General features: G+C 48.0%; 8 protein-coding genes. 4 read left to right on the top strand and 4 right to left on the bottom strand.

Annotation, left to right across the window (positions count from 1 at the left end):
• Both J4G02_18760 and J4G02_18755 read left to right on the top strand, forming a co-directional pair.
• Positions 1 to 207: hypothetical protein (locus tag J4G02_18760; GenBank protein ID MCE2396578.1), on the top strand; the 207-nt coding region annotated here is incomplete at its 5' end.
• On the top strand, positions 188 to 865 hold the full coding sequence (locus J4G02_18755; GenBank protein ID MCE2396577.1) for a hypothetical protein: 678 nt from the start codon (positions 188 to 190) through the stop codon (positions 863 to 865). The genes J4G02_18760 and J4G02_18755, both read left to right, overlap by 20 nt.
• An 89-nt stretch (positions 866 to 954) precedes the next feature.
• On the opposite strand, the gene J4G02_18750 is transcribed toward J4G02_18755, so the two are convergent.
• Positions 955 to 1,806, bottom strand: a complete 852-nt coding sequence (locus J4G02_18750) for a hypothetical protein (protein ID MCE2396576.1) — start codon at positions 1,804 to 1,806, stop codon at positions 955 to 957.
• 150 nt (positions 1,807 to 1,956) lie between these two features.
• Between J4G02_18750 and J4G02_18745 the strand changes: the two genes are divergently transcribed.
• Both J4G02_18745 and J4G02_18740 read left to right on the top strand, forming a co-directional pair.
• The gene (locus J4G02_18745; GenBank protein ID MCE2396575.1) at positions 1,957 to 2,613 is read left to right on the top strand and encodes a hypothetical protein; all 657 of its coding nucleotides are present in this window, start codon (positions 1,957 to 1,959) and stop codon (positions 2,611 to 2,613) included.
• A gap of 163 nt (positions 2,614 to 2,776) precedes the next feature.
• The gene (locus J4G02_18740) at positions 2,777 to 3,730 is read left to right on the top strand and encodes a hypothetical protein (protein ID MCE2396574.1); all 954 of its coding nucleotides are present in this window, start codon (positions 2,777 to 2,779) and stop codon (positions 3,728 to 3,730) included.
• 34 nt (positions 3,731 to 3,764) lie between these two features.
• Here J4G02_18740 and J4G02_18735 read toward each other — a convergent pair whose 3' ends face one another.
• From J4G02_18735 to J4G02_18725, 3 genes are read right to left on the bottom strand one after another with little or no spacing between them, the layout of a single operon-like run.
• On the bottom strand, positions 3,765 to 3,917 hold the full coding sequence (locus tag J4G02_18735) for a hypothetical protein (GenBank protein ID MCE2396573.1): 153 nt from the start codon (positions 3,915 to 3,917) through the stop codon (positions 3,765 to 3,767).
• Between the two features lie 8 nt (positions 3,918 to 3,925).
• Positions 3,926 to 4,384 (bottom strand): hypothetical protein, encoded by a 459-nt coding sequence (locus tag J4G02_18730; protein MCE2396572.1) that lies wholly within the window; start codon positions 4,382 to 4,384, stop codon positions 3,926 to 3,928.
• Between the two features lie 39 nt (positions 4,385 to 4,423).
• Complete coding sequence (locus J4G02_18725; GenBank protein MCE2396571.1) at positions 4,424 to 4,879, bottom strand: hypothetical protein; 456 nt, start codon at positions 4,877 to 4,879, stop codon at positions 4,424 to 4,426.
• Positions 4,880 to 5,444 lie beyond the last annotated feature (565 nt).

The following is a 5,444-nucleotide window of genomic DNA, read 5'->3' as shown; positions in this document are numbered from 1 at the left end:
CATGTACAGATTAGGCAATCTGTACCCACAAACAACCCCCTAAATCCCCCTTATCAGGGGGACTTTGGCAAATGTCCACTTATTTGTCTCATTCACCATAGTTGGCGCGGGTGGGAGCATTGCCCCAACGATCTTCACCGACGGCGTGACGCTGTAAGGCGACGGCTCGAAGAACAACCGGGTTCGGGTGAAGAACGCTGGAATTAACACCGTCCATCTTGGCGAGAATACCGTAACCTTGGCGAAGGTAGCGCAGGGCGAGGCGAATCGGATGCTTGTGTACGACAGCACCGGTGCGCTGGTGGAAGAGCAGAGGTACGCCCCCAAAGCGATTTGGTGGGGCTTCAAGCAAACGGGTCGTGTTGGACCACAGCGAGCGTTTTCAGCAGATTATGCCCATACAGCAATTCTGAGATTCAAGAAATCAACCCCTGATGAGACCTATTTTGGTGGCGATAGTCTGGGCGATATTATGCAACCCGCTCCGGCATCGGAGAGTTTCATTGATACAAATGTGGATACGGATTATCGTGATGGGGATAATGAGAGCCTCACGCTATACGCCAATCAATTTTTCCAACTACCGGCAGGGGTCTGGAACCTACATTGCTATGTGGAGGATTCGGGGGCTCATGTCGCACAAGGTCACTTAGCATTGATGGAAATAATGAGCGGCGAGGATGACGTGGTTTTATTCCATACACCGGGATGGCAGGACACACAAACTTATGGTGGGACGACCTTTTATTTAAGCCTACCACTGCTAGAAACCGAGGGTACGGAGTATTTTTATCTGCGCTTTGAGAGTGTAACCACAAATCCGACTAACTACGCATACTTTCTATTATTGGAGAAATTGCAGTGAGAGTGATGCGTGAAATGTGATTTGACCGATGGGGTAGCGGACAGCGATGAAGGTTAACCGATCCGGTAGATCTGCTTTTGCACTTCATATTACGGATTTTGCTTCGTGCGAAACACTATCGTGAACTCGGAGGTCCAACACCCCCGATCTTCAACAAAGATAGCAATTTTGTATGTGGTATCGAACTCCAACAGCGGGGCTCCTTCGACGGGTGTTATCTGTATACGCCTTCCCATGTCATTTTTGACCAGCCCGTGAGGTAACCAACCGAGTGACGCACCATCCTCAGTCTGGAGGTCAATCCGATACCGATTGATATTTTCATTAAAATCAAATTGAATTCCAATTTCATTAAGCAGTGCAGGGTCGACGTTATCTTCTCCGTCAAACACGTCGCCAGCCACTAGTTCCGGCAGGGCGGGATCAAACCGAAAGCGTTCACCTGATGGCACAACGGGTGGTCGTTCTTGGATCACGGGTTCTGCTCCCTTAACCCCGAGCCTCTGCGGCTTTGTCCGAAACTGTATCACTATCTCTATGAGTTCGCAATCATCGTTGTAAACAGAAATCACAATCTCATACTCCGTGTCGTAGTCCAACGAGTCACCCGTGGGCCGTATGAACAAGAGGTCTGTTTCGCTCGATCTGTCAACCTCGGCAAAGTCCCAACCATTGATGTGCTCGCCGTCCTTCTCGCGGAGCTGAACCCAATACGAAAGAAAAGATTCCTTAAATAAAAAGTGAAATCCGCTACGATTCAATGGTTTCGGATCAACATTAACTTCTCCATGTGTCACGGTGCCTTCTGCAATTAGCGGATGACCGATGGGTTGCTCTTCCATTACAACGGGTGGTGGTTCTTCGACCAGTGACTCCATAGGCGTCTCGGTGCCGCAGCCGAGGATCAGGAGGGCGAACATCAATAGAGATAACTTTTGCATGGAGGACCTCCTGAAGGAGAATGTGTAATACGTGATGCGTAAGAGGAAACGGAATGGGGATCTCCGTTCCCTACGGAGCGATGGGGCTTAAATAGTTAATTGCAACCGGCTCCGATTTACTTCAAAAAAAGAGTGTAAAGGAGAGTAGTTATGGGTTTAACTATGCACGGTCCTCGGAGTCTCAATAACTTGGAAAAAGCCGCGGTTGATTTGGTCTTTTGGGAGTCTCATAAACCGGAGGAAAAAAGGATCTTTAATGAACTCAAGATCTCTTTTGTTCCAGACCTTGGTCCTGGTATGCGTGGAAACTATGCTAACAACCGTATTAAAATATCAATTAGGAAGTTTCCATGTACGGATAAAATGAACCGTACTTCAACTATTGAGAACACGGATATTTTCAAGCCGGGGAATATGCAGTATCTCAACACACTCATCCATGAGTGCACACATCATTGGCAAGCCCATAGTAATCGGGATATCCCAACTTTTGGGGAATATGACTTTACCAAGAATCAGATGATGTTTTGGGATTTGGATAGGGAAGGCCATGCCTCTGCGATAGCGACTTGGTTTATCATTGAGTGGCAGCGCAAGTTTGCATATGGAGATAAGGTGAATCTCACCACTAAACCTCCGGGACATTCGGTTGGGACAGTAGACCGCTACGACCAGATTCTGAAGATTCCACAGGACGAGCAGCATGGTCGTTGGATTCCGATGATGACTGCGTGGGAGATGACTAAGCCCTTTAGTCGTTTGCTGAATGAAGTGCGTGATAATGTTCACGAAATAACAGATAATTAACGTTTTACAGCGGCTTCATCAGAAACTGTATCTGAAACACTGAGATACTACAACCGAGAACCAAAATAGCAAATATCAATAGAGATAATTTTTTGTGAGGAACCTTCCTTTTAGGGGTTCGACATAGGGGGTTACTCGTGCCAATAATATAGGAGGAATGAAAATGCCATTAAAGGTACAGGGACCTCGTGCCTTGAGTCCTTTGGAGGAGGATGCGGTTAATCTTGTGTTTAGCCATGCGGGTAACCAATCAATTCGACCATCGGAGCTTCGATTGGAGATTGTCGAGTCCCTTAGACTGGGTGAGCAAGGGGGACGGAATATCAATCAAGAAATGGCCGCTCCGTCCATACCAGAGTCTCCTGTTGGACAGCAATTCTCGGAGAAACCGGTGATGTGGGGGGCGATGAAGTGGCCTCTGAAATGGGCGACGTGGGGAGGGATGAAACAATTCGGGGTGGAGGTGGCTTCAACGTACGAGAGTGGTGGAAAAATTACGATTAGCGGGTCTGCCTTTCCGCATACCCAGGCTTTAAATAAAAAATCGACTCGTAGCTATCTCGATCCCACTGTTGGTTCGTTTCAGCGGACAGAGCCGTTCAGACCCGGGAATATGCACTATCTATCCACTTTGATTTATCAGTGTGCGCGCCATTGGCAATGGACGTATAATTGGCGAGACGATTATAGACCTGGCTGGGGCCCACCATACCACCTTACTAAAGAGCAGTTGCAAGCAGAGGATCGCCCGGCGATCTCGGGAGAACGACACGCGTCTGCTGCCCAAATCTTTTTTCTCATTGCTTGGCAGGTGCGTTACAGACGAGGAGCTGCCGGTGGAGCTGAGGACGCACAGGAGCCGTCAGATGTGGACCTAACCAGTCAGCCATCAAATAGCGAGTCTTATGTGGGACCTGTCGATCGTTATGATGAGATCGCTGGTGAAAAGCTTGATGAGAATGGGCGCCCCATCGTGACAAAGGGACGGGTAGGGCAATTACAGGCTCATTTTGGTTACTATGTAAACGAGTTACAGGATCCAAGACTGAGAGAACGCTATGTTTGTGCAGAATCCACGCAACGTTCACGGGGTACTCGAAGGACTGAGTACTTTTAGCCAGACTCGCGTAGGTGAGCTGCCACTGACTGATCTATTGAGGCGCGTCGAGCAGCGTGGATTGAGCACTGAAGTGGTGCAGCGGAAGTGCCTGAATCGTTACTCCTTTCAGCCGATTGAACGAGATGTCGATAATAGCGACAACCGCGCAGAACCCGCCACCCGCTGACCATAGATCCGCTTTCATGCTTCATATTAGGGTTTTGGCTTTGTCCGAAACCGTATCTCGAACCTGAAACTATGACAGGCGAGATCCTGAACATACATCTTAATCACGTACTCAGTATCGAATTGCAATTCCTCATCTGCATTGGGGGTTAATATCACAGTTGGTGCGACATGGTCCGATAGACCGGTACCTGTCCAATGGAGGGGCTTTCCCTCAAGTAAGAAATCAACCTTACGCATCTTGAGATCTTCATCAAACTTGAAGACAATTCCTTTCGCATTGAGCGGTTCAGGGTCGACGTTATCTTGTCCGTCCCACACGCTACAGAATACGACTGCCAAATGTATATCAATCCGGAAGTTTTCACCTGATGCCACGGTGGGTGTGTGTTCTTCGATGATGGGTTCTGGTTTTTCGACAACGGGTGTCTCGGTGCCGCAGCCGAGAATCAGAATAGCCAACATCAATAGCACTAGTTTCTTCATGAGATTCCTCCTTATAGTTCAGGTACACATCGGAGTTTTTTAACGTGGCTTCGTCCGAAATCTCATCGTTATCAACGCGCCATTACATGCGAAACCTTGAGCGTATATCGAAAGCCAGTACTCCGTGTCGTATTCCAACAGCTGACTATCAGCCATGGGCATAAGATGGGCTTGATTTCCGATGTCCCATTCGACAACATCGCGAGGAGACCAAGCGAGAGAGCGATCGGCACCAGACCTAAGGTCTGCCGCGTACATATTAAGGGGTTCCGTGAATCGGAGGATAATTCCGTCGTGATTCAACGGTTTAGGGTCAACGTCAACATCGCCGTCATGTACATCACTTTCTACGATTTTCGGCGGCAAGATGGGTTCCTCTTCCGCTACAACAGTTGTCGGTTCTTCGATAATGGCTGGTGGCTCCTCGACGATCGTTGTCTCGGTGCCGCAGCCGAGTATCAGGATGGCGAATATCAATAGAGATAACTTTTTCATGGTAGACCTCCTGAGAAATAATGCCCCGATCCCGATTTCATCGAGGAGGCTCGACGAAGTCAGCATAAATCGGGACAGGCTATGAAGCGTGATGCGTAAGAGGAAACGAAATAGGGATCTCCGTTCCCTACGAAGGGTAGGTCTTAAATAGTTACATGCCACTCACATTGATTTGTTTCAAAAAAATGGGATCTTTGACCTAAACAGCGCAGACAGTGTCCGATGAATCGAGACCGGGGAGGGGCGTGTCGAACAGTGACAAACTCACAGATAATCTTTTTCTCAATTGTAATAGCAATTCTGCTTGCCATACTCATTATGTGGTGCGCCGATGTTTTGGCGTACGGTAACCTTGCGGCACATTTTGAGCCGTATACCGAGGCAGATCCCTGCTGGCAGTGTTATTTGCTGAAGTATGGCAATAAAATCCCTAATAAGAATAATTTATAAAATATAATTCCCCAAAAAGGAAATAATAGTTGACAGTGGTCAAAAAGTTTGGTATAATTCCCCCGTCTTGATAAAACAGGACCGTAGCGAATTGGTACACTTGCGTGGATCAATC

This window comes from Candidatus Poribacteria bacterium (assembly GCA_021295755.1).
GTDB lineage: Bacteria > Poribacteria > WGA-4E > WGA-4E > PCPOR2b > PCPOR2b.
Note: the sequence above shows the minus strand (reverse complement) of the source record. Positions and strands in the feature narration are given on the sequence as shown.

Coding starts and splice junctions, on each gene's coding strand:
- J4G02_18750 (MCE2396576.1), bottom strand. CDS start 1,806: ATGCAAAAGTTATCTCTATTGATGTTCGCCCTCCTGATCCTCGGCTGC.
- J4G02_18745 (MCE2396575.1), top strand. CDS start 1,957: ATGGGTTTAACTATGCACGGTCCTCGGAGTCTCAATAACTTGGAAAAA.
- J4G02_18740 (MCE2396574.1), top strand. CDS start 2,777: ATGCCATTAAAGGTACAGGGACCTCGTGCCTTGAGTCCTTTGGAGGAG.
- J4G02_18735 (MCE2396573.1), bottom strand. CDS start 3,917: ATGAAAGCGGATCTATGGTCAGCGGGTGGCGGGTTCTGCGCGGTTGTC.
- J4G02_18730 (MCE2396572.1), bottom strand. CDS start 4,384: ATGAAGAAACTAGTGCTATTGATGTTGGCTATTCTGATTCTCGGCTGC.
- J4G02_18725 (MCE2396571.1), bottom strand. CDS start 4,879: ATGAAAAAGTTATCTCTATTGATATTCGCCATCCTGATACTCGGCTGC.